General features: G+C 64.3%; 19 protein-coding genes and 1 tRNA gene. 5 read left to right on the forward strand and 15 right to left on the reverse strand.

Features of this window, described 5'->3' with window-relative positions; all coding sequences use genetic code 11:
- The first annotated feature begins 13 nt into the window (after positions 1 to 13).
- A tRNA-Ser gene (locus ACQKOE_RS02600) sits at positions 14 to 103 on the forward strand.
- Positions 104 to 137: 34 nt separating this feature from the next.
- Here ACQKOE_RS02600 and ACQKOE_RS02605 read toward each other — a convergent pair.
- From ACQKOE_RS02605 to ACQKOE_RS02615, 3 genes are read right to left on the reverse strand one after another with little or no spacing between them, the layout of a single operon-like run.
- A complete protein-coding gene (locus ACQKOE_RS02605) occupies positions 138 to 1310 on the reverse strand; it encodes a TolC family protein (protein ID WP_427511425.1) in 1173 nt (390 codons plus the stop codon).
- A gap of 54 nt (positions 1311 to 1364) precedes the next feature.
- A complete protein-coding gene (locus tag ACQKOE_RS02610) occupies positions 1365 to 4478 on the reverse strand; it encodes an efflux RND transporter permease subunit (RefSeq protein ID WP_427511426.1) in 3114 nt (1037 codons plus the stop codon).
- Positions 4479 to 4483: 5 nt separating this feature from the next.
- On the reverse strand, positions 4484 to 5596 hold the full coding sequence (locus ACQKOE_RS02615; RefSeq protein ID WP_427511427.1) for an efflux RND transporter periplasmic adaptor subunit: 1113 nt from the start codon (positions 5594 to 5596) through the stop codon (positions 4484 to 4486).
- Between the two features lie 297 nt (positions 5597 to 5893).
- Here ACQKOE_RS02615 and ACQKOE_RS02620 point away from each other — a divergent pair, with 297 nt between their 5' ends.
- Positions 5894 to 6979: a glycosyltransferase family 32 protein gene (locus ACQKOE_RS02620; RefSeq protein ID WP_427511428.1), complete on the forward strand. Its 1086-nt coding sequence runs from the start codon at positions 5894 to 5896 to the stop codon at positions 6977 to 6979.
- 6 nt (positions 6980 to 6985) lie between these two features.
- Here ACQKOE_RS02620 and lpdA read toward each other — a convergent pair whose 3' ends face one another.
- Positions 6986 to 8398: a dihydrolipoyl dehydrogenase gene (gene lpdA / locus ACQKOE_RS02625; RefSeq protein ID WP_427511429.1), complete on the reverse strand. Its 1413-nt coding sequence runs from the start codon at positions 8396 to 8398 to the stop codon at positions 6986 to 6988.
- A 1-nt stretch (position 8399) separates the two neighbouring features.
- Positions 8400 to 9656 (reverse strand): pyruvate dehydrogenase complex dihydrolipoamide acetyltransferase, encoded by a 1257-nt coding sequence (locus ACQKOE_RS02630; protein WP_427511430.1) that lies wholly within the window; start codon positions 9654 to 9656, stop codon positions 8400 to 8402.
- A 127-nt stretch (positions 9657 to 9783) separates the two neighbouring features.
- On the opposite strand from ACQKOE_RS02630, the gene ACQKOE_RS02635 reads away from it, so the two are divergent.
- A complete protein-coding gene (locus tag ACQKOE_RS02635; RefSeq protein ID WP_427511431.1) occupies positions 9784 to 10236 on the forward strand; it encodes a universal stress protein in 453 nt (150 codons plus the stop codon).
- Positions 10237 to 10397: 161 nt separating this feature from the next.
- Here the strand turns inward: ACQKOE_RS02635 and ACQKOE_RS02640 are convergent, their stop codons facing one another.
- The 8 genes from ACQKOE_RS02640 to radA all read right to left on the reverse strand — a co-directional run bounded on the left by ACQKOE_RS02640 (position 10398) and on the right by radA (position 20088).
- Positions 10398 to 12647, reverse strand: a complete 2250-nt coding sequence (locus ACQKOE_RS02640) for a ribonuclease R family protein (protein WP_427511432.1) — start codon at positions 12645 to 12647, stop codon at positions 10398 to 10400.
- A gap of 4 nt (positions 12648 to 12651) precedes the next feature.
- Positions 12652 to 14184, reverse strand: coding sequence for an aminoacyl--tRNA ligase-related protein (locus tag ACQKOE_RS02645; RefSeq protein ID WP_427511433.1), 1533 nt, complete (start codon positions 14182 to 14184; stop codon positions 12652 to 12654).
- A 204-nt stretch (positions 14185 to 14388) separates the two neighbouring features.
- Entirely contained in the window at positions 14389 to 14946 is a 558-nt protein-coding gene (gene phaR, locus ACQKOE_RS02650) for a polyhydroxyalkanoate synthesis repressor PhaR (RefSeq protein WP_427511434.1), read from the reverse strand.
- A gap of 86 nt (positions 14947 to 15032) precedes the next feature.
- Positions 15033 to 16067 carry an alanine racemase gene (gene alr, locus ACQKOE_RS02655; protein ID WP_427511435.1) on the reverse strand — a complete coding sequence of 345 codons (1035 nt, stop codon included), beginning with the start codon at positions 16065 to 16067 and terminating at the stop codon, positions 15033 to 15035.
- Positions 16057 to 17682, reverse strand: coding sequence for an MFS transporter (locus ACQKOE_RS02660; protein WP_427511436.1), 1626 nt, complete (start codon positions 17680 to 17682; stop codon positions 16057 to 16059). Before ACQKOE_RS02660 ends, alr begins: the two co-directional genes overlap by 11 nt.
- A gap of 51 nt (positions 17683 to 17733) precedes the next feature.
- The gene (locus tag ACQKOE_RS02665) at positions 17734 to 18153 is read right to left on the reverse strand and encodes an iron-sulfur cluster assembly scaffold protein (protein WP_427511437.1); all 420 of its coding nucleotides are present in this window, start codon (positions 18151 to 18153) and stop codon (positions 17734 to 17736) included.
- A complete protein-coding gene (locus ACQKOE_RS02670) occupies positions 18150 to 18707 on the reverse strand; it encodes a CvpA family protein (protein WP_427511438.1) in 558 nt (185 codons plus the stop codon). Before ACQKOE_RS02670 ends, ACQKOE_RS02665 begins: the two co-directional genes overlap by 4 nt.
- Before the next feature lie 13 nt (positions 18708 to 18720).
- Positions 18721 to 20088 (reverse strand): DNA repair protein RadA, encoded by a 1368-nt coding sequence (radA, locus tag ACQKOE_RS02675; protein WP_427511439.1) that lies wholly within the window; start codon positions 20086 to 20088, stop codon positions 18721 to 18723.
- A 70-nt stretch (positions 20089 to 20158) separates the two neighbouring features.
- Here radA and ACQKOE_RS02680 point away from each other — a divergent pair, with 70 nt between their 5' ends.
- Complete coding sequence (locus ACQKOE_RS02680) at positions 20159 to 22477, forward strand: patatin-like protein (RefSeq protein WP_427511440.1); 2319 nt, start codon at positions 20159 to 20161, stop codon at positions 22475 to 22477.
- A gap of 27 nt (positions 22478 to 22504) precedes the next feature.
- On the opposite strand, the gene dnaJ is transcribed toward ACQKOE_RS02680, so the two are convergent.
- Together dnaJ and dnaK are read right to left on the reverse strand one after the other, a co-directional pair.
- Positions 22505 to 23629, reverse strand: a complete 1125-nt coding sequence (gene dnaJ / locus ACQKOE_RS02685) for a molecular chaperone DnaJ (protein WP_427511441.1) — start codon at positions 23627 to 23629, stop codon at positions 22505 to 22507.
- Between the two features lie 70 nt (positions 23630 to 23699).
- Positions 23700 to 25619 (reverse strand): molecular chaperone DnaK, encoded by a 1920-nt coding sequence (dnaK, locus tag ACQKOE_RS02690; protein WP_374590751.1) that lies wholly within the window; start codon positions 25617 to 25619, stop codon positions 23700 to 23702.
- Between the two features lie 158 nt (positions 25620 to 25777).
- On the opposite strand from dnaK, the gene ACQKOE_RS02695 reads away from it, so the two are divergent.
- A complete protein-coding gene (locus ACQKOE_RS02695; protein ID WP_427511442.1) occupies positions 25778 to 26332 on the forward strand; it encodes a copper chaperone PCu(A)C in 555 nt (184 codons plus the stop codon).
- Positions 26333 to 26363 lie beyond the last annotated feature (31 nt).

A 26363-nucleotide genomic window follows, 5' to 3' on the forward strand; every position in this document is an offset into this window, starting at 1 on the left:
GGCGTTCGCACAAGGACAGGTGGCCGAGTGGTTTAAGGCAGCGGTCTTGAAAACCGCCGTGGGTGCAAGCTCACCGTGGGTTCGAATCCCACCCTGTCCGCCACCCCTTCCCTGCATCAGTTGTCCGCACCGCTGCTCTAGTCGTTCAGCCAGAGTTCGTGGCTGTCGATCCGGATCCGGGTGGCGGCGCGGTGGGCTTCGGTGCGGGCCAGGGCTTCGGTGCGGAATGCCTCGCCGGTCAGCCGTTCGGCGGCGAGGAGATCGATCAGATCCAGTTCTCCCAGGTCATAACCACGGCGCATCTTGGTCAGGGTGGCGACTTGGGATTGCAGCGCCTCGCGTGCGCGCTGCCAGGCGGCCAGGCGGTACTCGGCTTCGGCAATGTCCGTTGCGGCGACTTCGGCAACGTTGGCTTCCACCAGGCGAAGGTCGGCAGCCGCAGCGCTGGCTTCGCTTGCAGCGCGATCAGCCAGCGCGGAGCGATGGCCGCCGCCGAAGGGGATCGTGACCACCAGGCCGCCGCCCCGCTCCATTCCGCCCCGTTCGGAAAAAACCCGGAAGCCCAGCGAGGGATCGGCCAGGCGCTCCCGCCGTGCGCGCGCGGCCAGACTGTCGCTGCGGGCCGCTTCGGCGCGGGCAAAGCCGATCTCATGGCTGTTGGCCAGGATCAGCGCGCGATACTTCTCCCAATTGCCGAAGGAAACATCAGGTTCGGGCACCGGCGGAGCATCGACTGGTAGAGCAAGATGCGGGAACTGCGTGGCGAGACGCGCCCGGGCCCGGAGCGCCCGCCCGCGGGACTGTTCGAGCCCGATGCGGGCCGTGGCCAATGCGGCCTCTGCCTGATCCGCTTCGAGCCGGGATGCATCGCCCAGCTTTTCGCGCCGACCAACTGCCGCCACCAGGCGCTGGTGGTTCTCGATCAGCACCTCGTCGATCCGGGCTTCGCTGGCCGCGCTAATCCAGTCCCACCACGCTTCGGCCAAGACCAGCGCCGCCTGATGGCGTGCATCCTCCGCACGGTTTTCCGCAGCGTCGAGGCCATGGCGGCCAATCTCGCGATCAAGCGATGCCTTTCCTGGCAAGCGAACCGGCCGGGTCAGCAAGGCGTCGTATTCCGTGAAGCGACCGTCTATATCGACCGTGCGGCGGACCACGCCAGCGGTCAGGCTGAATTCGTGCGGTCCCTTGGCAAGGGCCCGGGCATCGGCGGCGGCGGACTTCACCCGCGCCTGTGCCGCGATGACCATGGGGTGCTGGTCGAGCGCCTCGGCAACGGCGGCAGGATCAGGCAGGGCTTCCTGCGCCATGGCTGCCGGAGCCAGGCAGAAAGGTGCAAGGGCAAGCAACATCAGGCGCATTGGTCAGCCCTCTCTTCCGGTCATGGAGATCTCTCCAGCGGTGCGTTCGGCATCGCTTTCGCCAAAGCGCTGGTAGAGGATCGGCAGCAGGATCAGGGTCAGCAGCGTCGAAGTGATCAATCCGCCGATCACGACGATGGCCAGCGGCTTCTGGATTTCCGATCCCGGCCCGGTTGCGAACAACAGGGGGACCAGCCCGAATGCGGCAATCGTGGCGGTCATCAGGACCGGTCGCAGGCGCCGTTCCGCACCGCGCCGGACGGCTTCGGCCAAAGGCATTCCCTGTTCCCGCAACTGGCGGAAGTAGCTGACCATCACCAGACCGTTGAGGACGGCGATCCCCAGGAGGGCGATGAACCCGACCGATGCCGGTACGGAGAGATATTCGCCCGCGAGCGCCAGGGCGACGATCCCGCCAACCATCGCGAAGGGGATGTTTGCCAGGATCAGCAGCGAAGCCCGCAGCGAACCGATCGTTGCATAGAGCAGCCCGAAGATGAGCAGCACCGCCAGCGGCAGGACCAGCGCCAGCCGGGCCGAAGCGCGTTGCTGGTTTTCGAACTGACCGCCCCAGACGATCCGGTAACCGGGGGGCAGCTTTACGTTCGCATTCACGTCGGCGCGGGCCTCTTCCACATAGCCGACAAGGTCGCGGCCCGTAACGAAAGCCTGGACCATGGCAAAGCGCGAACCGCCTTCATGCTCCAGCTTGACCGGACCTCCGGTGCGCTCGACCCGGGCAACGTCGCTGGCGCGGACCAGGCCGCCGCTGGGTGTGCGATAGACCTGATCGGCAAAAGCCTGCGGAGAAAAAGCGCCGCTGGATGCTTCGCCGCCGCGCAGCATGATCGGAATACGGCGGTTGCCATCGGTGGAGACGCCCGCGTGCAGCCCTTCGATCTGCGTGCGCATGGAATCCTGCAACAGGTCCACTGGCATTCCGGCGCGGCCGGCAGCGACCGGGTCTATTTCGAATTGCAGGTAATCGACCTTGTCGTCGGCCACGGTCAGGGCCTCGGCCGTGCCCGGGATGGCGCTGAGCCGGTTCTGGATCTGGGTGGAGAGACGCCCCAGTTCCTTGAGGTCCGGCCCGAACACCTTGATGACCAGATCGCCGCGCGCGCCGGTGAGCATTTCCGAAATGCGCATTTCGATGGGCTGCGTAAAAGTGGGTTCGACCCCCGGCACTCCGGCCAGTACTGCGCGGAGCTGGCCGATCAGCCATTCCTTGTCATTCACGCGCCATTCGCTGCGCGGTTTCAGTTTCAGGAAGCTGTCGGTGTCATTGAGGCCCATCGGGTCCAGCCCCAACTCGTCCGAGCCAAGGCGGGCGATGACGTGGTCGATTTCCGGCACTTCCTTTAGCAGGGCTTGCTGGACCTTCAGGTCAACATCGCGGCTATGTTCAAGCGAGATAGTCGGGTGCTTGGCCAGCTGAACGATGGTCGAACCCTCGTCCATGGTGGGCAGGAAAGTCTTGCCCGTCAGGCCATAGGCTGCGCCCGCCATGACGAGGGCAATACCGGCGCCGGCAAAGACCCGGCGCGGGTGGGCAAAGCCCTGCTCCAGGGCGCGGCGATAGCGCGGCGCCAGCTGCCGCATCAACCACGGCTCGTGATGCCCCTGCTTCACCTTGAGGAGATAGAAGGCCAGCACCGGAACCAGGGTGAGCGACAAGGCAAGCGCACCCAGCAGGGCGAGGACGATAGTCAGCGCCACCGGTGCGAAGAGCTTGCCCTCCAGCCCTTCCAGCGTCAGCAAAGGCAGGAAGACCAGCGCAATGATGACCATGCCGGAAGCAACCGGAGTGGCGACCTCGGCCGACGCGATGAAAACGTTGTGGAGCTTGCTGGAAGAGGCGTGCTTCGGATCGGAGAGCCGCTCCACCACGTTCTCCACCACCACCACGGCGCCGTCGACCAGGATGCCGACGGCAATGGCCAGTCCGCCCAGGCTCATCAGGTTGGCGGTCAGGCCAATCGACCCCATCAGGATGAAGGTGAACAGGGCCGCCATCGGCAGGGCCAGGGCCACGATGACCGAGGCGCGAAAATCGCCAAGGAACAGGAGCAGCAGGACCACGACCAGGATGGTCGCTTCGAGCAGGGCCTTTTCCACCGTCCCCACGGCGCGCGAAATCAGGTCGGAACGGTCATAGAACGGGACCACGGTCATTCCGGCGGGGAGGCTGGGCTTCACGTCCTCAAGCGCCTGCTTGACGCCCTTCACCACCTGGCTGGCGTCAGCGCCGCGCAGTCCGATGACCAGGCCCTGCACCGCCTCGCCCTTGCCGTCCTTGGTGACCGCGCCATAGCGGGTCAGGGTGCCGTTTCGCACCGTTCCCACGTCGCCCACCCGGACCACGCGCCCGCCTTCGCTGCGAACCACCACAGCCGCAAGGTCCTGCAATCCCCGGATTGCCCCGGTCGAGCGGACGATCAGCGCCTCCTCACCGGTAATCAGACGGCCGGCGCCGTCGTTGCGATTGCTCCGCTCGATCGCGTCGGCCAGGTCGCGCACGGTCAGTCCGGCAGCGGCCAGGGCGGCATTGTCAGGCGCCACTTCAAGCGTCTCGACAAAGCCGCCCAGCGCGTTGACGTCGGCCACGCCCGGAACGGTTCGCAGCGCGGGACGGATGACCCAGTCGAGCACGCGGCGCTTTTCCGCGAGATTCTGGGGGCCTTCGAGGGTGAACATGTACATGTCGGACAGCGGGGTCGAAATCGGTGCCATGCCGCCGCTGACGGAAGCGGGCAGGCTGTCGGTCACGTTCGACAGCCGCTCTGAAACCTGGCTGCGCGCCCAGAAGATGTCGGTCCCATCCTTGAAGTCGATGGTGATGTCCGCAATCGCGTACTTGGCTTGCGAGCGCAGCACGACCTGGTTCGGAATGCCCAGCATTTCCATTTCGATCGGAGCGATCACCCGGCTTTCCACCTCTTCCGGGGTCATGCCCGGGGCTTTCAGGATGATCTTCACCTGTGTGGAGCTGATGTCCGGAAAGGCATCGATCGGCAGCTTCAGGAACGACCAGGTTCCCCACGCGGCCAGAACCGCAGCGAGGCCCAGCACCAGCAGGCGCAGCGACAGCGCCCGTTCGACGAGTTTGCGCAGCATCCGCCTTACTCCGCCGTCAGGGCTTTGAGTTCGGTGATGCCGCTGACCGCGACCAGCTCGCCGCGCTTCAAGCCAGAGGCAATCACGCTGCGCCCCGCGACTTCCGCCGCGACCGTTACCTTGCGGCGCAGGAACCGTTCGCCTTCGCGCACGAAGACGTGGGGCTGTCCGTCAATGAAGGTCACGGCAATGCTGGGGACCACGATTCCGCTGGTGGTGCCCGCATCGCGGATCACCACTTTGACGCCTCGGCCCGAGACAAGCCCGGGCAGCGGCTCGATCGACGCGCGGGCCATGATCGAGCGGGTGACCGGATCAAGCGACGGGGAGACGGTCAGCAACTTCCCGCGCGCGGTAACCGCCGGTGCGTCGCCCTCTGCGGGCAGTTCGATCTCCACACCCATCCCGGGCTGGACGCGGCGGGCCAAGGCTTCGCCAAGCTGCAATTCCACCTGGAGCGCGGCGGGATTTTCGATGACAACAGGGGCAACCTGCGGATCGACCGCGCCGCCAGTTTCAACGGCAACCTGCGCGACGCGGCCCGCAATGGGCGCGCGCAAGGTCATCGTGCCATCCCCTGCGGTCCCGCCCGAAGCAAGCTGGCGCTGGCTTTCCGCAACCGATGCCCGCGCCTGGGCCAGGCGCGCTTCGGCCTCATCCAGGCGGGCGCGGGCTATGATACCTTCCTTGTGCAACTGGCGCATCCGGCCAGCATGGGCCTGGGCCAATGCAAGGTCGGCGCGGGCGCGGGACAGGTCCCCACCAAAGCGGATAGCGTCCGGGGCGTGAACCAGGGCGAGAGCCTGCCCGCGCCGCACCGGCTGCCCTTCGATCACCAGCAGCCGGGTTACCAAGCCGGGATAGGGCACGGTCACGGCAACCCGGCCTTCGGGAGCAAGCTTTACTTGTCCCGGCACGGCGCCCAGCGGCAAGTCGCTCACCTCTGCGGCGGCTTCCGTGCGGATGCCAAGCCGCGCCATCTGCGCGGCATCGACCTTGCCTGCCTGGGCTGTGGCTTCGACCCGTTCCGACGGCTCCGGCTGCGACCCTGAAAGGAGGTACCACCCTCCCAGTGCCGTAACCGCTAGAACGGCCGAAGCCACAATGCGCTTGTCCATGAATATGTCCCAAAGTTGCTGAACCTGGCCGCGCCATTGCGCTGATTGCCAACCGCCGCTCCCCTATGCGGACCGCGCTACAAATCAAAGACGCCGGGTCCGCATCCGGGGCGCGCAACCCGCTGTAGAGGCCGGAAATAGCACAGCTGCTTATGGGCCTAAGCGAGACGTGTAGGCGCTTTCCCGATCATCACCCGCAGATCGCAGGATTAATCAGGATTAATCCATACCTTGCAGTGAACTGACAGGCTCCTTACGCGCAGTAACGGCTTGCACCGGAAGAAATGGATTCCGCACATGGGTTCGCTGCATTCGATATATCTGACCCGCGATGGTACGCGCGACCTGCCCTGGCGGATCGAGCAGAACCTTGCCTCGTTCCGCAACGCCTATCCCGGCATGGTGCACACCTTGTACGACCTTGAAAGCGGCCGGGCGTTCATTGCCACGCATTTTGTCGGTGACGTCCTGGCGGCGTGGGATGCCCTGATCCCCCTCGCCTACAAGTCAGACCTCTTGCGCTATTGCCTGCTCTACCAACTGGGCGGCATTTATTCGGATGTTGCCATCCACCACTTCTTCCCGTTCACCATCCCGGAAGGGCGGGACCTGGTGGTCTTCCGTGATGCGTTCAACGCTGCGCCGTGGATCGTTGCGACGTCACTGATATACAGCCGCCAGCAGAACCCGGTCTTGCTTCGCTGCATCGAGGAGATCGTGGGGAACGTGAAATCCCGCTTCTATGGCGTCAATCCGCTCTGCCCGACCGGGCCGAACCTGTTTGGTCGACAGATTGCGAAACATGCCGACCTGGGGACGCTGGCCAGCGGGCAAGCGGTGCGGATCAATGGCACCCGGTCCCTGGTCTATGTAGACCAGACCGGGGAAACGATCGCTTCTAACATCAAGCGAGGCGCGGGGCTGGCCTCGCTGGGCGGTTCGCACGATGACTACAACCAGCACTACGCGATGCGCCAGATCTACGCCGGCGAACAGGGGGCGATGTCCTGGTCTGCCGAGGAACTGCGGCGAAAGGGTTACACGAAGCCGCATAGCGGCCAGGCGGGCGAAAGGGAGATCGTGGCTTTCGGCCCCTATGCAACGCTACCGCCTGGAACTTACCGCGCGACCTACGCTGTCGAGGGCGTATCCCCCGGAGTTCTGCCGCGCGAGGCATTGACGATGGATGTCTGCGCGGAATGCGGGGGCAAGCCGCTGCCGCACTCCACGCCGGAAGTCACTGCCGGTGCGGGGGGCGCGGTTGCGGCGTCACTGGTTTTCACACTCGAAACCGTGACCAGCGACATCGAAGTCCGGTTGTTCTCGGCGCAGCGCGTGACCCTGTGCGAACAGGCGCTGAAGATCGAACGCTGCGCCGAATAGAAACACTTAGATATGCAGCGCCTTGCCGTAAGCGGCGAGGACGCTTTCGTGCATCATTTCAGACAGGGTCGGGTGCGGGAAGACCGTGGCCATCAGTTCGGCCTCGGTCGTTTCCAGGGTCTTGCCCACGACATAGCCCTGGATCAGCTCGGTCACTTCCGCGCCGATCATGTGCGCGCCCAGCAATTCGCCGGTCTTGGCATCGAATACCGTCTTCACAAAGCCTTCTGCTTCGCCCAGCGCGATGGCCTTGCCGTTGCCGATGAAGGGGAAGGTTCCGGCCTTGACCTCGTAACCGGCCTCCTTCGCCTTGGCCTCGGTCAGGCCGACGCTGGCGATCTGAGGGTGGCAATAGGTACAGCCGGGAATGTTGCGGCGGTCCATCGCGTGGGGATGAACGTCCTTGTTGCCCAGCTCCTTGGCAATGCTTTCCGCCGCGATCACGCCTTCGTGGCTGGCCTTGTGTGCAAGCCAGGGGCCGGGAGTGACATCGCCGATAGCCCAGACGCCCGGAACATTAGTGCGACCGTAATCGTCAATTGCGATGATGCCGCGTTCGGCCTTTACGCCCAGCGTTTCAAGCCCGATGTTCTCGGTATTGGGCACGATGCCGACGGCGACGATGACGTGGCTGTAATCGGCTTCGACGATCTTGCCGTCCTTGCCCTTGATCTTCGCCTTCACGCCCTTGGCACCGACATCCAGGCTTTCGACGCCCGCGCCGGTCATGATGGTCATGCCCTGCTTGGTCAGCGCCTTTTCCAGGAAGGCGGAAACATCCGCGTCTTCCACCGGGACGATGCGGTCCATCATCTCGACCACGGTCACTTTAGCGCCCATGTCGTTATAGAAGCTGGCGAATTCGATTCCGATCGCGCCCGAGCCGATGACCAGAAGCTTGCTGGGCATCTCCTTGGGCGTCATGGCATGGCGGTAGGTCCACACCCGGTTGCCGTCGGCCGGAGCGAACGGCAGGTCGCGCGCCCGTGCGCCGGTGGCGACGATGATGTGCTTGGCGGAGAGGGTTTCGCTGCCCTTCTCCCCCTTCACTTCCAGCTTGCCCGCGCCTTTCAGCGTGCCGGTGCCCATGTGGACGGTGATCTTGTTCTTCTTCATCAGGTGCGTGACGCCCTGATTGAGCTGCTTGGCAACGCCGCGGCTGCGGGCGACCACGGCGTTCAGATCGGCGCTGATCTTTTCCGCGGCCAGCCCGTAATCCTTGGCATGGTTCATGTAATGGAAGATTTCCGCCGAACGCAGCAGCGCCTTGGTTGGGATGCAGCCCCAGTTGAGGCAGATGCCGCCCAGGTTCTCGCGTTCGACAATCGCGGTCTTCAAGCCAAGCTGCGCACAGCGGATCGCCGCGACATAGCCGCCCGGGCCAGAGCCGAGCACGATCACATCGTATTGTTCAGCCATTTTACGCCACCAGTCCCAGCGGGTTTTCGATCAGGTCCTTGAACGCCTGCATCAGCTGCGCCCCGTCCGCGCCGTCAATCGCGCGGTGGTCAAAGCTGCCAGTCGCGCTCATCACGCTGGCGACGGAAAGCGCGCCGTCGACCACATAGGGGCGTTGCTCACCCGCACCGACTGCCATGATCATCGCCTGGGGCGGATTGATCACTGCGTCGAACTGCTTGATCCCGAACATGCCCAGGTTGGACAGGCTGGCCGTGCCGCCCTGGTATTCGTGCGGCATCAGCTTGCCATCGCGGGCCTTGTCGGCCAGCGCCTTCATTTCCTTGCTGATCTGCGCGACGCCCTTGGTGGCGGCATCGACGATGATCGGCGTGATCAGGCCCGAAGGAGCCGCCACGGCGACCGAGATATCGGCGCGGCTGAACTTGCGCAGTTCGTCACCGGCAAAGCTGACATTGCACTTGGGCACGCGGATCAGCGCCTTGGCCAGCGCCTTGATCAAGAGGTCGTTGACCGACAGCTTTACGCCGTCCGCTTCGAGCGCCTTGTTCAGTTCGCCGCGCAGCTTGAGCAGGGCATCGAGGCGGACATCGACAGTCAGGTAAATGTGCGGGATCGTCTGCTTCGCTTCGGTCAGGCGGCGGGCGATCGTTTTCCGGACATTGTTCAGTTTTTCGGCTTCGTAGGGGATGCCGAAGTCCGGCGTAGCGGTCTGAACGGCCTGCGGCGCGGCGGCGGGAGCAACCGCGACAGGCGCCGCGCCGGGCTGTGCTGCCTCGACGTCGGCCTTCACGATCCGGCCATTGGGACCACTGCCCTTGACCGCCTTGAGGTCAACGCCCTTCTGCTCAGCAATCCGCTTGGCCAGCGGCGAGGCGATCACCCGGTCGCCCTGCTTTGCTACCATGGCAGGGCTTGCTGCCGGAGCCGGAGCTGGCGCTGCGGCTGCGACTGGCTCCGCCTGAGCGGGGTTCGCCGCAGCAGTCTTAGGCGCTGGTTTTGCTGAAGAATCCTCGTCTTCACTCGCCAGAACCGCGATCACGGTGCCGACCTTTACGCCCTCGGTACCTTCCGGAACGGAGATCGAAACGATGGTCCCTTCGTCGACCGCTTCGAATTCCATGGTGGCCTTGTCAGTCTCGATCTCGGCCATGATGTCACCGGAAGAAACGGTGTCGCCTTCCTTGACCAACCATTTGGCGAGCGTGCCTTCCTCCATGGTTGGGGAAAGCGCGGGCATCTTGATTTCGATGGGCATGGTTTGCCTTTTTGATCCTCGCTGGGGAGTGCGTTGTCGCTACGTCCTTGGCCAGAAATGAGCAAAACGGCAAGACGCTTGCGCTGAATTCGTTTGTAGCGGATACCTCGCCTCAAGGGGACCACAGATGCGCGTTTATCTGGTGATCATGGACGAGACCGAGGAAGCCAGCACGGCGCTGCGCTTTGCCGCGAGCCGTGCCGCGCGCACCGGTGGCCAGGTGCACTTGCTCGCCCTGGTCCCGCGCCAGCAGTTCGTGGCCTTTGGCGGCATCCAGGCCACCATCGAGGAAGAGGCCCGCGCCCGCGCCGAGGCACTGGTGACGTCAGCCGCCGGAAGCCTGCTGAGCGACGGCGTAGCCGCGCCCGCCATTGCCGTGCGGCAGGGCGAAGGCGTTGCAGTGATCAAGGAATACCTGTCCGAGCACCCGGAAGTTTCGGCGCTCGTCCTGGGAGCGGCAGCCAGCGGCGGACCGGGTCCACTGGTCAGCCACTTTGCGGGCGTGTCCGGGCAACTGCCCTGCCCGGTCTATATCATCCCCGGTGGGATCGGCGCGGCTGATCTGGAGCGGTTGGGGTAGAAATCCAGCTTCATCAAATGCTGCCGTGCTTCGAGACGGTCCCTCAATCTTCGATTTCGGCCCCTCCTCAGCACGAACGGTAGTAATTCTGCACTCCGTTCGCCCTGAGGAGCCTTGAAGCTGAAAGCTGAAAGGCGTCTCGAAGGGTGGCAATCGACAGTCTACCGCCGCTTGCCCTGGTGCCGGATATTCCCCGGACGGCCACGTTTTCCAGCGAAGTGCTTGCCCTTCTTCTTCAGCTGCATCGGCCGACCACGCGGTTCGATGCGGCCTTCGGAATGTTCCGGTTCAAACTTCAGCGCGCCGGTTAGCGGGTTGGCCTCTGCCAGACGCAAGCGCAGGATCATGCCAAGGGTATAGCGGTCGCCGCTCTGCTCGCCTTCCAGCGCCTGGGCCTTTTCGTCGTGGAAGAAGCGCTCGTCGCCCAGGACGGACACGGGGACCAAACCGTCGCCCCCCAGCCCGATGATCGTGGCGAAGACGCCAAAGCGCTGGACCCCGGTGACGCGGCAGTCGAACACTTCGCCCACACGTGAGGCGAGCCACGCCGCGACATAGCGGTCGATCGTCTCGCGCTCGGCCTCCATCGCGCGGCGTTCAGCGGCGCTGATGGCTTCGGAGACGCGGGTCAGGTCGGCACGGTCGCGGTCGGAAAGACCAGACAGGCGCGGCAGATCGGCCTTGGGCGCAGGCTGCTCCAGGCCGAAACCATCTACCAGCGCGCGGTGGACCAGCAAGTCGGCATAACGTCGGATGGGCGAGGTGAAGTGCGCATAGGAACCCAGCGCAAGGCCGAAATGCCCGGCATTGCGCGGCCCGTAATAGGCCTGGGTCTGGCTGCGCAGCACCGCCTCCATGATCAGCGCCTTTTCGGTCTCGTCAGCCACGTCCTTCAACATGCGGTTGAACAGTCCCGGAGTAATGACCTGACCAAGCGCCAGCTTGCGGTCAAAGGTAGCGAGATAGTCTTTCAGCGCGACCAGCTTTTCCCGGCTCGGCGGCTCATGGATACGATAGACAACCGGGCTGACTTTCGATTCCAGCGCCTTCGCCGCCGCGACGTTGGCGGCAATCATGAAATCCTCGACCACGCGGTGCGCATCGAGCCGTTCGCGCAGGGCGATTTCCTTGATCTTGCCCGCTTCGTCCAGCAGCACGCGGCGTTCGGGCAGTTCCAGTTCCAGGGGATCGCGCCCCTGCCGCGCCTTTTCCAGCGCGCGCCAGGCGCCCCACAGGTTGACCAGAGTGTCTGCCGCCTCGCTTTCGTCGATGCGGCGCTGCGCCTCTTCATAGGCGATGACTTCGTGGATGCGGACAAGCGCGCGGGTGAAGCGCCAGTCGGTGATCTTGCCATCGGCGGCGATGTGCATGTGGCAGGCCATGGCCGCGCGGTCCTCACCCGCACGCAGCGAGCAGACGTCCGCGCTGAGCACTTCGGGCAGCATCGGCACGACGCGGTCCGGGAAATAGACCGAGTTGCCGCGCTTGCGCGCCTCGCGGTCCAGCAGGCTGCCAGGGCGGACATAGAAGCTGACGTCGGCAATCGCGACGACCGCGTTGAACCCGCCCTGCCCGTCCGGCTCCGCCCAGATCGCATCGTCATGGTCGCGTGCGTCGATCGGGTCGATGGCGACGATGGGCAGGTGGCGCAGGTCTTCGCGGTGATCGGCAGAGAGCGGCAGCTTTGCCGCCACTTCGCCCTCTGCCAGGGTTTCGGCATTGAACGCGAAAGGAATGCCGTGCTTGTGGATCGCAATCAGGCTGAACGCCTTGGGCGCCAGCGGATCGCCCAGCACCGCGGTGACTTTCACCCCGGAACGCGGACTGCGGCCCGCCGGTTCGGCCAGGACCAGCTGGCCTTCCTCTGCTCCGCCAAGATCAGCAATCGGCAAGGAGTTCCGGGCGCGCTTGTCCACCGGGGCGAGCCAGCCCTTGCCGCTACGGTCGATCTCCACCACGCCCAGCACCTGTTCGGTGGCATTGGGCAGTTTCTTCATTGGATGGGCGATCCAGCCAGTGGCCGTTTCCTCGGTCCGGGCGAGCACGCGGTCGCCCTTGCGCAGGGCAGAGCCACGCCCCTTTTCCCGCAGGCGCAGGCGCGGCGGCGGGGTGGCATTGTCGGGCGTCCAGCTATCGGGAACGGCAATCGCCTCGCCATCGTCAGTATCGACCACGCGCAGCACCGTGACCTTGGCCACGCCGCCCATGCGGTGAAAGGCGGTGCGGTTGCCGTCGATCAAGCCTTCTTCGGCCATGTCCTTGAGCAAGGACTTGAGCTGGATCTTCTCCTGCCCCTTCAGACCAAAAGCGCGAGCAATCTCGCGTTTGCCCGCCGGTTCCTCGCTGCTCGCGATGAAGTCCAGGATTTGCTGGCGGGTAGGAAGGCCCGGCTGGGGTTTGGAGCGGCTCACCGGGTCAATACGCGCGAGCGACGTAGATGGTTTCCACGGCGGGCTGACCGGTGAACGGGCAGGTTCCGCTGGCCGGAGGCGCGCCCAGCGGCGTGTTGCGCATGGTCAGCTTCAGCGCCTTGAGCTTGGCAACCACTTCATCCAGCGCTGCACCGGTCGGGCGGGACCAACCCAGTTCGACCCAGCCCGGGTACTTCTGATCCTCGGCGAAGAACTTTTCGAGGCCCGCCAGGTCCGTCACCCCGCGGTGGATCTGCGCATCGCGGCGCGCCGCCGCTTCGGCAAACAGGGCGCGCTGGATGTCTTCCAGTTCGGCAGCGGCCTTGCCCAGGAATTCTTCCTTGCCCTGGCCCACGAAGTTCACCTTGCCATCCTCGCGGTAGAGCCGGTCGCGGCGGACGACCGAGACCTGACCGCCCGCAGCATCGCGGCCCCCGATCTCCAGGATCAGCGGCACGCCCTTCTTGACCCAGGCCCAGCGCTTTTGCGTCGCCTTGCCTGCCCGCTTGTCCAGCAGGACGCGGATCGGTTCGCCCAAGGCCGACTGGCTTGCCAGCGCCTTGCGCAGGTCTTCGCAATAGGCGAGCAGCGCTTCGTCGCCATCGTCGTCGCGTAGCATCGGCAGGATCACGATCTGGTGCGGCGCGATGCGCGGCGGCACGCGCAGACCATCGTCATCGCCGTGGGTCATGATGACGCCGCCGATCAGGCGGGTGGATACGCCCCAGCTGGTGGTATGGCACAGCTCCTGCTGGCCTTCCTTGTTCTGGTAGCGAATGCCCGCCGCTTCGGCAAAACCGGTGCCCAGGTAGTGCGAGGTGCCGGCCTGCAGCGCCTTGCCATCCTGCATCATCGCTTCGATCGAGTAGGTCGCCACGGCGCCAGGAAAGCGCTCGTTCTCGGGCTTTTCACCAGCGATCACCGGCATGGCCAGGTCGTCCTCGGCGTGCTCGCGGTACATTTCCAGGGCGCGGAGCGTTTCCGTCATGGCATCCTCACGGTCGGCATGGGCGGTATGCCCCTCCTGCCAGAGGAACTCGCTGGTGCGCAGGAACATGCGGGTGCGCATTTCCCAGCGCACGACATTGGCCCACTGGTTGGTGAGCAGCGGCAGATCGCGCCACGACTGCACCCAGCGCGCCATGGCCTGGCCGATCACCGTTTCCGAAGTGGGCCGCACGATCAGCGGTTCTTCCAGCTTCGCCTCGGGATCGGGGACCAGCCCGCCCTTGCCATCGCCGATCAGGCGGTGATGGGTGACGACGGCCATTTCCTTGGCAAAGCCATCGACGTGTTCGGCTTCCTTGGCAAAATAGGACAGCGGGATGAACAGCGGGAAATAGCAATTGTCCACGCCAGCCGCCTTGATCCGGGCGTCCATCAGCTTCTGGATGCGTTCCCAGATGCCATAGCCCCATGGCTTGATGACCATGCAGCCACGGACACCGCTTTCCTCGGCCATTTCAGCCTCGGCGATGACGTCCTGATACCAGGCAGCGAAGTTTTCTGAGCGAGTGACGGAAAGGGCGTGTTTCATGGCGCGGCGGATAGCCGCTCAGGCCCGATCCGGCAAGGTGCGGGGAGGCAGTGGATTTCCGATGAACCGTTCACGACCGGAACGCTAACCCGCACACACCCGCTCAGGCTGAGCTTGTCGAAGCCGGTCGTCCGGGCACCAACACCCTTCGACAGGCTTAGGGTCAGCGGGTCGAGGGGCTTTCCTCCCCTGGCCGGCCCGTCTTTAATCCTTGCCCAGCTTGTCCAGCTTCGCCTGCATCGCGGCCATCTGCTGGCGCAGCTGGGCCAGTTCATCGTCCTGGGCCTTGTCGTGCGTGCTGGGCTTGTCATCATCGACCAGGCCAGGGACGAAGGCAGAGGCGGCGGCCTTGAACATGGCCAGGTTCTGCTGCGCCAGCTTGGCCAGCGGATTGTTGCCCAGGCTCGATTCGAAGGCTTCGCGCAGCTTGTTCTGGTTGGCGCGGAACTGGTCCATGCTGGCTTCGAGATAGTGCGGGACAAGTTCCTGCATCGAATTGCCATACATGCTGATCAACTGGCGCAGGAAGCTGACCGGCAGCATCTGCTCGCCGCGCGCGGTTTCTTCTTCCATGATGATCTGGGTGAGGATCTGGTGCGTGATGTCCGCGCCGCTTTTCGCATCGAGAACTTTGAAGTCCACGCCGTCGCGGGTCATCTTGGCCAGGTGGTCCAGCGTGATGTAGCTGGAGGACTTGGTGTTATAGAGCCGCCGGTTGGCGTACTTCTTGATGACAACAGTTTCGCCGCTGGCGTCGTTCATGTTCTCAAACCCCGCAGAGTTGCTCCCCAGGACCGGACGTTAGCACTTGCAGCAACGGCAATGCAACAAAACGATGCTGCGCAGCATTAGCGCGAAAATCTGCGGCCCAGCGCGGTCAGGAGTTCATATTGGGACAGGCCGGAGAGGGCCGCCGCCGTGGGCAGGAAATAATCCGCCGTCACCCAGTCACCCTCACCCAGGTCCGCTGCCTGGGACAGGTCGACCACGGTCATGTCCATGGACACGCGGCCCAGGACTTCTAGGCGCTTGCCGCCCGCCAGCATCGCGCCTTTGCCCGACCAGCAGCGCAGGTAACCATCGGCGTAGCCCAAGGCGACCACGCCCACCCGCATGTCGCGCGGGGCAATGAAGGTGGAATTGTAACCGATCCCCTGCCCGGCCTGAACCTGCCGTACCTGCATGATGACGGCTTCGGGAAAGGCAACCTGCCGGATCTCGCCTTCCAGTGCGGCGCAGGGTACGCCGCCGTAAAGCGCGATACCGGGCCGGGTGACATCCCCGTGAAAGTCCGCGCCCAGCATGATCCCGGCGGAGTTGGCCAGACTGCGCTCTCCGCGCCCCAATGCGGCGCAGGCGGCGCTCCAACGCGCTTGCTGCAGTGGGTTGAGCGGGCTGTCCTCTTCCGCACTGGCAAGGTGCGACAGGACTGTGGTGACGTCCAGTTCGGCCAGCAGCGGATCGCTCAGTTGTTCCTGGTTGAAGCCGATTCGGTTGATCCCCGTGTCGACCATAAAGTCGCAGGCCCCGCCATTGGCCGCTCGCCAGAGCTGCACCTGGGCAATGGAGTTCAAGACTGGCCTGAACCCGTTTGCCGCGATCCAGGCCGCTTCGTCGGCACTCTGCGGGCCGTGCAGGATCGACACTTGCGCCGGATCGACGGTCCCGATCAGCTCCGCCGCTTCGCTGGCATAGGCCACGAAGAAATCGCGGCACCCGGCATCGCGGAGCGCGCGCGCGACGCGCACCGCGCCAAGGCCATAGGCATTCGCCTTGACCGCTGCCCCTGCCCGCGCCGCGCCTGACAAATCGTTCAACCGGCGCCAGTTGTGTACCAGCGCGGTTTCATCGAGAGTCAGGCGCAGCGGCGGCTCAGGCAACATTATCGGCAAAATCCTTCGGTTTTCCGTTTGGCAGGCCCCACCAGGCAACGATCATCGCCACCAGCACCACGATCCAGGTGTACCACAGGCCGGAATAGGGATCGCCGGTCCGCGCCACGATATAGCTGGCAATGAACGGCAGGAAACCGCCGAAATAGCCGGTGCCAATATGGTAGGGGATCGACATGGAGGAATAGCGCACCTTGGGCGGGAACATTTCCGCCAGCAAAGCCGCCACCGGGCCATAGGTCGCGCCCGACAGCGCCATCAGCAGCATCAGCCCGCCAATGATCAGCACGGCCTGGCCGAAGTCTGGCTTGTGCTTGGCAAAGTTGAACACCGTCTGTCCGGCGCGGGCCTCGATTTCGGCCTTGCGCGCCTTGGCGTCATCCAGCGCAATGTCGTCGAGCGCGATCACGCGGCTGCCACCGGCGACCAGTTCAAGCCGCTCGCTCTTTTCCAGCGTGTACGGCACCCCCGCCCCGGCAAAGTCGCCCATCAGCTTGCCGCAGCGGGTTTCCTGCGTCGTGGCGAAGGGGGAATAAGAGCAGTCCGGACCGCGCAGGGTCCATTCCACCGCCGAACTTTGTGCCGGGTCCTTGGCTGCGCTGCCAATGAACCAGAAGGTCGGGAACAGCAGCAACAAGGTCAGCGCATAGCCGATCACGATGGGCTTCTTGCGCCCGATCCGGTCAGACAGGTGGCCAAAATAGAGGAAGAAGCCCATACCCAGCGCGGCTGCGATCCCGACGATGATTTCCGCCGTCGTATCCTCGACATGCATGGCCGATTTCAGGAACGACAGGCCAGAGAACATGGCCGTGTACCAGATCACCGTCAGGCCCGCTGCAATGCCGAACAGGGCGACGAAAATGCGGCGCTTGTTGCCGGGATAAGTAAAGCTTTCCACGAAGGGATTTCCGGCAATCTCGCCCTCTTCCTTCATCGCCTTGAATACGGGGCTTTCAGAAAGCTTGAAGCGCATCCACAGCGAAATGGCGAGGAGCAGCAGGCTGAGCAGGAACGGCACGCGCCAGCCCCATTCGTTCCAGGTCTCTGGCGTCATCACCGCCTTGCAGCCCAGCACCACGATCAGGCTCAGCACAAAGCCGCCAACCACGCTCGCCTGGATATAACTGGTGTGATAGCCGCGCCGCCTGAACGGGGAATGCTCCGCCACATAGATCGCCGCGCCGCCATATTCGCCGCCCAGCGCAAGCCCTTGCAGGATGCGCAGGAAAATGACGATGGCGGGTGCCCAGTATCCGATGCTGGCGGCGGACGGGATCAGGCCGACGCCGGCCGTGGCCACGCCCATCAGGGTGACGGTGACCAGGAAGGTGTACTTCCGGCCCAGCTTGTCACCAAGGTATCCGAACAGGACCGCACCCAGCGGGCGAAAGCCGAAGCCGACCGCGAAGACCAGCCAGAACAGCAGCATTTCCAGCGTGGCATTGCCGGTCGGGAAAAAGGTCTTGGAAAGGATCGCGCCCAAGGTGCCATAGATGAAGAAATCGTACCATTCGAACACCGTCCCGGCTGAAGAAGCCGCGATGACGAGCCGCATTTCTTTTGCATTCGGTTCAGCGTGTTGGTGCCCTGCCGCAGCGCTCATGGCCTGCATCTCCCCTGGTTATTTCGCGATGCTCTAGCGCTGCTGGCGCGGTTAGGGAAGCGCATCAAGCGCTGCCCGCCACGGCAGCAGGATCGCGCCATGCCGCCCAGGAAAGTCGCGGGCTGCGGCAATCGCTTCCAGCCCCGGCCAGTCGGGAAGTTCCGTCCGTTTTCCGCTCAGCCAATCCTCGATCTGACCTAGCGCCAGCGAGAGTTTTTCACGGTCGTTCCCGCTGGCTGCCTTTGCAAAAATCGCGGCGGCGGCCTGACCGATCGCGCAGGCGTGAACCTTCATGCCAATGCGGTCGATCGTCTCGCCCCCGTCCAGTTCGAATGCGATCTCAATGGCTGAACCGCAAACCGGCGAGCGCGCAGCGCCTTTGAAGGTCAGGTTGTCGCCCAGCGGATATGCAGCCAGTTCGGTTGCCAGACCCAAGACCTGCGGCGTGTAAAGCGTCGTGGCGATGCTCACTTGCCCGAAAGCATCTTCTTCACCGCGTCCTTGCCCATTCGCTTCGCTTCGGCCTCGGCAGCTTCCTTGCGGCGTTCGGAAATCATCGAGACGAGATATTCGCTACCCGCATTGACGAAGGGATAGGCGCGCGCCTGGGTGATCCAGGTCGGCCGACCTGCCGCGCCCCAGACCGTGTCATAGCCCAGCACCAGGATGGAAAAGGCGAGGACGACAATCACCATGCCCTTTACCGCGCCGAAACCGAAGCCCAGCAAGCGGTCTATCGGGCCAAGGACCGAATTGCGGCTCGCCTCGCCCATGCGTCCCGCAACCACCTTTACTGCGGCGTAGGGAACGAGGAGCAGGATAGCGAAGGCTAGCACCGCAGAACCGCTGCCATTGCCCACATAGGGGACCAGCGCTTCCGTAACCGGCGTGTGGAGATTGTGGATCGCGAACAGCGCAAGCACCCATGCGGCCAGCGCCAGGACTTCCTGAATGAAGCCGCGCATGAACCCCGTGATCGCCCCAAGGCCGACCAGAATTAGAACCGCGATGTCGAAACCCGTCATATTGCGGGCGAAACTAGGCGTGGCCGACGATCCGGTCAACGAGATTTGGCAGCAGGCCAAGCCCGGTAAACCTGGTGGCACTCTCTCCGCCGTTAGCATCGGAAGGTCCGAAGGCGCGGCCGAAGCCCAGCTTCGCGGATTCCCGCAGACGGATCGAGGAATGGGCGACAGGGCGGATCTCACCAGCCAGCGAAACTTCGCCAAACCAGACCGCATCGGCGGCGAGCGGCTTGTCTGCCAGGGCGGATACCAGCGCCGCAGCGACGGCCAGGTCCGCAGCCGGATCGGCCAGGCGGTAGCCCCCGGCAACGTTCAGGTAGACTTCGGCGGAAGAGAAGTTCAGCCCGCAGCGCGCTTCCAGCACGGCGAGCAGCATGGCCAGCCGTCCACTGTCCCACCCGACGACCGCCCGGCGCGGCGTTGCCCCGCTTTGCAGGCGGACGATCAGGGCTTGAACCTCGACCAGAACGGGCCGCGTCCCTTCGATGGCGGGGAACACCGCGCTGCCCGGAACCGGGGATTCGCGGCCGGAAAGGAACAGCATCGAGGGGTTGCCCACTTCGGCCAGTCCCTGCCCTTCCATGGCGAAAACGCCGATCTCGTCCACCGGGCCAAAGCGGTTCTTGATGCTGCGCAGGATGCGGTACTGGTGACTGCGCTCGCCTTCAAAGCTCATCACCACGTCGACCATGTGTTCCAGCACGCGGGGGCCTGCGATCGAGCCGTCCTTGGTGACATGGCCAACCAGGACAAGCGCGACGCCGTTTTCCTTGGCGTAGCGGATCAGTTCGAACGCAGAGGCGCGGACCTGGCTTACCGTTCCCGGCGCCCCTTCGATCTGATCGGAATGCATGGTCTGGATCGAGTCGATCACCAGCAATGCAGGCGGGACCATGCCGGACAGCGTAGTCAGGATGTCGCGCACTGAAGTCGCCGATGCCAGAGAGATCGGCGCTCCGGCCAGTCCCAGGCGGTCGGCCCGCATCCGCACCTGTCCGGCGGCTTCTTCCCCGCTGATATAGACCGAGCTTGCCCCGCCCAGCGCGATTTTCGCAGCGGCCTGAAGCAGCAGCGTGCTCTTGCCGATGCCCGGATCGCCGCCCATTAGGACCGCCGAGCCCGGAACAAGCCCACCGCCCAGCGCCCGATCAAACTCGGCAAGGCCGGTCGAGCGGCGCTTCAGCACTTCGCCCGGAGCATCCAGCGCTTCGAAGATAATGGGCCGCCCGCCCGATGACAGGTCATGCTTGGCCGAAAAGACCGTTTCCGGAGCCTCTTCCGCCAGGGTGTTCCACTCCCCGCAGTCGGCGCATTGCCCCTGCCAGCGGTGGGTGACGCTGCCGCAAGCCTGGCAAATGTATCGACGTTTCGGTTTGGCCATGGCTTTCCCCTAATTGGAACGTAATAAGAACGCAATTGCCACAGCGCATAGGACGTGGAAAGAGGTGACCATGCGCCAGAAGGAACTCCGCATCGCCCTGGTCTGCTACGGCGGTGTCAGCCTTGCCGTTTACATGCACGGCGTGACCAAGGAGCTGTGGAAACTGGCCCGCGCCAGCCGCGCTTTCCATGGCGGCGCGGCGGTGAGCGGCGGCACGGAAGCGGTCTATCAGCGCTTGCTTGACCGGATCGAGCGTCATTTCAAACTGCGCCTGCGGGTTCTGCCTGACATCGTCGCCGGGGCCAGTGCTGGCGGGATCAACGGCGTATTCCTGGCCCAGGCGCTCCATTCCGGGCAGAGCCTTGAGCCGCTGACAAAGCTCTGGCTGGAACGGGCTGACGTGGACGTGCTGCTTGATCCCGACGCCCGGCCCGGATCGCGCATAGCCAAGTTCTGGGCCATGCCCATCGTCTATTGGCTGCTCAAGCGCCCGGGCAATCTCGTCTCGGCCAGCGTTGCCCCGGAAACCCGGCGCGAAGTGCGGGCCAAGCTCTCGCGCCTGATCCGCTCGCGCTGGTTTGAACCGCCGTTTGGCGGGCTGGGTTTTTCCAAGCTGCTGTGCGAGGCCCTGGATGCGATGGCATCGGGAGAGGCCGATGCGCCGCTGCTTCCTCCCGGCCACCCCATCGACCTGTTCGTCACCGCAACCGACTTTGCGGGGCACGCGCAGACGCTTCACCTGCACAGCCCCAAGACGATCGAGGAGAGCGAGCACCGCTTTTCCATCGGCTTTCGCTCCAACACCCCGGCAGAGCCAGGACAGGGCATTGCCCCGTCGCTGGAACTGGTCTTCGCCGCGCGCGCCACGGCGAGTTTTCCGGGGGCCTTCCCCGCCCTGCAACTGCGCGAGATCGATGCGCTGGCCGCAGAAAAAGGCGATCCATGGCACAGCCGTACGGCCTTTATCGAGCGGATCATGCCGGAACACAGCCACCGGGGCGAGGCGGAACAAGTTGCGCTGATCGACGGTTCGGTTCTGGTCAATGCCCCCTTTGCCGAAGCGATGGGTGTTTTGCGCGACCGTCCGGCCCAGCGCGAGGTGGACCGCCGGTTCGTCTATATCGACCCCCATCCGGACGAAGTGGGCGGCAGGCGTCATGCCGATCCGCGCGCGCCCGGGTTCTTTCACATGATCTTCGGGTCGCTCTCCTCCATTCCGCGCGAACAACCCGTTCGTGACAACCTGGAAGCGATCCAGCGCGCATCGCGCCAGCAGGCCAAGCTGAAAGCCGTAGTCGATTCCCTTCGCCCGGAGGTGGAAGAAACGGTCGAACGCCTGTTCGGGCGGACGCTGTTCCTGGACCGACCGACGGCAAAGCGCCTGACTGCCTGGCGGGCCAAGGCGCAGCAGGCAGCAGCGGAGCAGGCTGGCTTCACCTTCCAGGCCTATGGGCAAGTCAAGCTGGCGGGCATCGTGGCCAGCCTTGCTGAAACGATCCTGGCCGCCGCGCCGGAACTCATGCTGCCCAATCCCGATCCGGTTGCGGACCGCCTGGCCGGATGGCTCGCCGCCCATGGTCTGGATCAGATCGGCGGAGCGCGCGGCGGGGCGAGCGATGCGGCGATCGATTTCTTCCGCGACCATGACCTGGGGTTCCGCATTCGCCGCCTGCGGCTGCTGGCGCGCCGCTTGTCGGAGGACTGGGACGATATCGACGCCGCCGCGCCCGACGCGCGCGAGAACGCCCGCAACGCGGTCTACCGCGCGCTATCGCTCTATTTCGACCGCGAGACGAGCGGGGCGCTGGGTACGGACTTTGGCGCGATTGCGCGGCAGGTGATGGAAGAGCCGGAACTGGTCCTCACCACCATCGCGAACCGCCGCCAGCTTGCCGCGACGGACCTGGTGGTGGATGCCCTGCTGGTCGAAGCGCTGGAGACCGTGCCGCGCGAACTGAAGCGGCGGATTCTCCTCAGTTACCTCGGCTTTCCGTTCTATGACATGGTGACGCTGCCGCTGCTGCGCGGCGAGGGAACCAACGAATTCGACCCGGCGAAGGTGGACCGGATTTCGCCGGACGATTGCACTTCGATCCGCACAGGGGGCGCAGGCGCCATGCTGCGTGGAACGGAGTTCTACAACTTCGGTGCCTTCTTCAGCCGCGCCTACCGTGAGAACGACTACATCTGGGGCCGCCTGCACGGGGTGGAGCGGATGATCGACCTCGTCACCTCGGCCTTGCCTGCGGGCATGGTGCTGGAGGGGGCCGAACTGGCCCGGTTCAAGCGCGAAGCTTTTCTGGCCGTGCTGGACGAGGAAGCGGAGCTGAAGCGGGTCGATCCGGCCTTGCTGGAAGGCTTGCGGGACGAAATCGGCGCCGTCGCCTGATCGCCCCGTCAATTTCGGAGACGACGATCAGCCGCCGAACGCTTCCTTGATGCGGTCAAAAAAGCCCTTTGACTGCGGCGTTTCCTCTCCCGTCTCGGTCTCCTGCAACTCGCGCAGCAGTTCCTTTTGCCGGGCAGTCAGCTTGGTCGGCGTTTCGACCAGGATTTCGACCACCAGATCGCCCCGGCCCCGCCCTTGCAGCACGGGCATACCCGCCCCGCGCTTGCGCAGTTGCTTGCCGGACTGGATGCCAGCGGGAATGTCGATGCCGATCTTCTCGCCATCCAGACCCGGAATTTCGATCTCTCCGCCCAGTGCCGCCGTGGTGAAAGCAATCGGCACGCGGGTTACCAGCGTGGTCCCGTCGCGCTCGAATACGGCGTGGCGCTTGACGTGGATGAAGATGTAGAGGTCGCCCGGCGGTGAGCCGAACGGCCCCGCCTCGCCCTTGCCCGCCAGACGGATGCGGGTGCCCGTATCGACGCCCGGCGGAATGTTCACTTCCAGCTTTTGCGGAATGTCGACGCGGCCTTCGCCCCGGCAAGAGCGGCATGGCTTTTCGATGACTTCGCCGCGCCCATGGCAGGTCGGGCAAGTCCGCTCGACCATGAAGAAACCCTGCTGCGCGCGGACCTGACCGTGGCCGCCGCACAGGTTGCAGCGCCGCGTGCCGGTGCCGGGCTCTGCGCCCGAACCGTCGCAAGGTTCGCACTTGGCCGCGACTTCGATTTCAATCTCGGCCTGCTTGCCGTGGAAAGCCTCGTCCAGCGTGACTTCCATGTCATAGCGCAGGTCGGCCCCGCGGCGTTGCTGCTGCCGCCCGCCGCCCCCGCCAAAAGCGGAACCGAAGATCGTTTCGAATATATCGCCAAGGTCGGAGAAGCCCGCACCTGCGCCGGGACCACCGCCGCCGGACATGCCCTGCTTGAACGCTTCGTGGCCGAAACGGTCATAGGCCGCGCGTTTTTGCGGGTCCTTCAGGCAATCATAGGCTTCGCTGATCGCCTTGAACCGGGCTTCAGCTTCCGGGTCGCCGGGATTCTTGTCCGGGTGCCAGCGCATGGCAAGCTTGCGGTACGACGACTTGATCGTCGCATCGTCCGCGCCGCGGGTTACTTCCAGCAGTTCGTAATAGTCGGCTTCGACAGACATGGTCGCCCCTCAACAATCAAGCCCGCCGCCGCGCTTTGAATTGCGGCAGCGGGCCCGATCCATGGCCTGTTTAGCCCTTGTTCTCGTCAACTTCGGAGAACTCGGCGTCGACAACGTCGTCAGCGGCTTCGCCCGCTGCGGCGCCGGCTCCGCCCGGAGCAGCCTGGGCAGCCTGCTCCTTCTCATAGATCACCTGACCCATCTTCATGGCCTTTTCGGTCAGGGCCTGGGTCTTGGCAGTCATCTGTTCGGCATCGCCGCTTTCGATGGCCGTCTTCGCTTCGGCAATGGCCGCTTCGATTTCCGACTTGAGATCGGCATCCAGCTTGTCGCCATGTTCGGCGAGCTGCTGCTCGGTCGCGTGGACCAGGCTGTCGGCATTGTTGCGGGCTTCCGCCGCTTCACGCCGCTTCTTGTCCTCTTCCGCGAACCGTTCCGCGTCCTTGACCATCTGGTCGATGTCCGCATCAGACAGACCGCCCGAAGCCTGGATCTTGATCTGCTGCTCCTTGCCGGTGCCCTTGTCCTTGGCCGACACGTTGACAATGCCGTTGGCGTCGATGTCGAAAGTGACTTCGATCTGCGGCACGCCCCGGCGCGCGGCCGGAATGCCGACCAGGTCGAACTGGCCAAGCAGCTTGTTGTCGCTCGCCATTTCGCGCTCGCCCTGGAACACGCGGATCGTCACGGCCTGTTGGTTGTCCTCTGCGGTAGAGAACACCTGGCTCTTCTTGGTCGGGATCGTGGTGTTGCGGTCGATCATGCGGGTGAACACGCCGCCCAGCGTTTCGATACCCAGCGACAGCGGGGTAACGTCGAGCAGGAGCACGTCCTTCACGTCGCCTTGCAGCACGCCCGCCTGGATCGCTGCGCCCATGGCCACGACTTCGTCAGGGTTCACGCCGGTGTGCGGTTCCTTGCCGAAGAATTCCTTCACCACTTCACGCACGCGCGGCATGCGGGTCATCCCGCCGACCAGTACGACATCGTCGATGTCCGAAGCCTTGAGACCGGCGTCGGCCAGCGCCTTGCGCATCGGTTCCTTGGTGCGTTCGATCAGGCCAGCGACCATCTTTTCCAGATCGGCGCGGGTGATCGTTTCGACCAGGTGCAGAGGCGTCGTGGCGCCGCCTTCCATGCGGGCCGTGATGAACGGCAGGTTGATTTCGGTGGTCTGCGCGCTCGACAGTTCGATCTTGGCCTTTTCGGCCGCTTCCTTGAGCCGCTGGAGGGCCAGCTTGTCGGTGCGGAGGTCCATGCCCTCCTTCTTCTTGAACTGTTCGGCCAGCCATTCGACGACCTGGGTGTCAAAGTCTTCACCGCCCAGGAAGGTGTCGCCGTTGGTCGACTTCACTTCGAACACGCCGTCGCCGATTTCGAGGATCGAGACGTCGAAGGTGCCGCCGCCAAGGTCGTACACGGCAATGGTCTTGCCGTCGTTCTTGTCGAGGCCATAGGCCAGCGCGGCCGCAGTCGGCTCGTTGATGATACGCAGCACTTCAAGGCCCGCGATCTGGCCGGCGTCCTTGGTCGCCTGGCGCTGCGCGTCGTTGAAGTAGGCCGGAACGGTGATGACCGCCTGGGTGACGGTTTCACCCAGATAGGCCTCTGCCGTTTCCTTCATCTTCTGCAGGGTGAAGGCGCTGATCTGGCTGGGCGAATACTCTTCACCGCCCGCCTTGACCCAGGCGTCGCCATTCTTGCCCTTGGCAATGGCATAGGGAACCAGCTCCATGTCCTTCTTGGTCATGGGATCGTCAAAGCGGCGGCCGATCAGGCGCTTCACCGCGAAAATCGTGTTGTCGGGGTTGGTCACCGCCTGGCGCTTGGCCGGCTGCCCGATCAGGCGCTCACCATCCTTGGTGAAAGCGACGATCGAGGGCGTGGTGCGCGCACCTTCCGAATTTTCGATAACCTTGGGCTTGCCGCCGTCCATCACGGCAACGCAGCTGTTGGTGGTGCCAAGGTCGATACCGATTACTTTACCCATTTGAACCCCATCCTTGTACGTTCAACGACACCGCGTCTGTTCGCCTCCCGCAAGATCGGCAAGGCGGGCTCGGCGGCTCTTCAAGGCGCGATATAGGTGTGGTTTTGCTTGGCACAAGGGCACCATGTGTTTAGCGAAAGCGCACAAATGCAATCCGCATGGAAAGGACCTTTATCGTGACCCTCGCCCGCCGCTTTGCCCTGCCCGTCGCCGCCTCGTTTGCCTTGCTGGGACTGTCGGCCTGCGGCGGCGCCAAGGACGAGGAAAAGGCCGCGCCCACCGCTGCTCCCGAAGCAAAGCCGGGCCTTGCCATCAGCGAAGGGACGATGACCCTGCCCGCCGTCAGCGGCAATCCCGCAGGCGCCTTTTTCACGGTCGAGAACAACGGCGACGCCAGCGTTTCCATCGCCGCAATTGCAATCGACGGCGTGGGCAAGACCGAAATCCACGAAACCAAGGGCGGCCAGATGAAACCGGTCGACCGCGTGGACGTTGCGGCCAAGTCGGTGGTGAAGTTTGAACGCGGCGGGCTGCACGTCATGGGCTTTGACCTCGACAGCAAGCTGAAGGCAGGCGGAACGACTGAAATGACCGTGACATTCAGCGATGGCGACAAGGTTTCCGCCCCGCTCAAGCTGGAAGCCATGGGCGCTGGCATGGGCGGCATGTCCGGGGATGAAATGGCCGGGATGGACCACGGGAGCGGCCACTGATCGAGAAGGTCCACCTTTGCCCGGCAGGCGG

Origin of the sequence: Novosphingobium sp. NPDC080210 (assembly GCF_050281025.1) — a bacterium.
Classification (GTDB): Bacteria; Pseudomonadota; Alphaproteobacteria; order Sphingomonadales; family Sphingomonadaceae; genus Novosphingobium.